This is a genomic window from uncultured Aquimarina sp., assembly GCF_947495315.1.
GTDB lineage: Bacteria > Bacteroidota > Bacteroidia > Flavobacteriales > Flavobacteriaceae > Aquimarina.
The window spans coordinates 1-1,376 of sequence record NZ_CANLYD010000038.1 but is presented as its reverse complement, the minus strand read 5'-3'; the positions used below and the strand labels follow the sequence as shown (position 1 = coordinate 1,376).

Here is a 1,376-nt window from a genome sequence, read left to right as displayed (position 1 = left end):
AATCCTGTTCTTCCAGTAGCACCTGTGAAACCAGTTCTACCCGTAAATCCTGTACGTCCGGTAGCACCTGTGAATCCAGTTCTACCCGTAAATCCTGTTCTTCCAGTTGCTCCAGTGAATCCTGTTCTACCTGTAAATCCTGTTCTACCGGTAGCACCTGTGAATCCAGTTCTACCTGTAAATCCTGTACGTCCGGTAGCACCTGTGAATCCAGTTCTACCTGTAAATCCTGTTCTTCCAGTAGCACCTGTGAATCCGGTTCTACCTGTAAATCCTGTACGTCCGGTAGCACCTGTGAAACCAGTTCTACCCGTAAATCCTGTACGTCCGGTAGCACCTGTGAAACCAGTTCTACCTGTAAATCCTGTTCTTCCGGTAGCACCTGTGAATCCAGTTCTACCTGTAAATCCTGTTCTTCCAGTAGCACCTGTGAAACCAGTTCTACCCGTAAATCCTGTACGTCCGGTAGCACCTGTGAATCCAGTTCTACCCGTAAATCCTGTTCTTCCGGTAGCACCTGTGAATCCAGTTCTACCTGTAAATCCTGTTCTACCGGTAGCACCTGTGAAACCAGTTCTACCTGTAAATCCTGTTCTTCCAGTAGCACCTGTGAATCCAGTTCTACCCGTAAATCCTGTTCTTCCGGTAGCACCTGTGAATCCAGTTCTACCTGTAAATCCTGTTCTTCCAGTAGCACCTGTGAAACCAGTTCTACCTGTAAATCCTGTACGTCCGGTAGCACCTGTGAAACCAGTTCTACCCGTAAATCCTGTACGTCCGGTAGCACCTGTGAAACCAGTTCTACCCGTAAATCCTGTTCTTCCAGTAGCACCAGTGAATCCAGTTCTACCTGTAAATCCTGTACGTCCAGTAGCACCTGTGAAACCAGTTCTACCCGTAAATCCTGTACGTCCGGTAGCACCTGTGAATCCAGTTCTACCCGTAAATCCTGTTCTTCCAGTCGCTCCAGTGAATCCTGTTCTACCTGTAAATCCTGTTCTACCTGTAAATCCTGTTCTACCGGTAGCACCTGTGAAACCAGTTCTACCTGTAAATCCTGTACGTCCAGTAGCACCTGTGAATCCAGTTCTACCCGTAAATCCTGTACGTCCGGTAGCACCTGTGAATCCAGTTCTACCTGTAAATCCTGTACGTCCGGTAGCACCTGTGAATCCGGTTCTACCTGTAAATCCTGTTCTTCCGGTAGCACCTGTGAATCCAGTTCTACCCGTAAATCCTGTTCTTCCGGTAGCACCTGTGAATCCGGTTCTACCCGTAAATCCGGTTCTTCCAGTAGCACCTGTGAATCCGGTTCTACCTGTAAATCCTGTACGTCCGGTAGCACCTGTGAAACCAGTTCTACCCGTAAATCCTGT

1 protein-coding gene is annotated in these 1,376 nt (G+C 48.1%); it reads right to left on the bottom strand.

Features of this window, described 5'->3' with window-relative positions; genetic code table 11:
* A partial coding sequence (locus Q0910_RS28475; RefSeq protein WP_299224221.1) for a hypothetical protein occupies window positions 1–1,376 on the bottom strand: 1,376 nt, incomplete at both ends.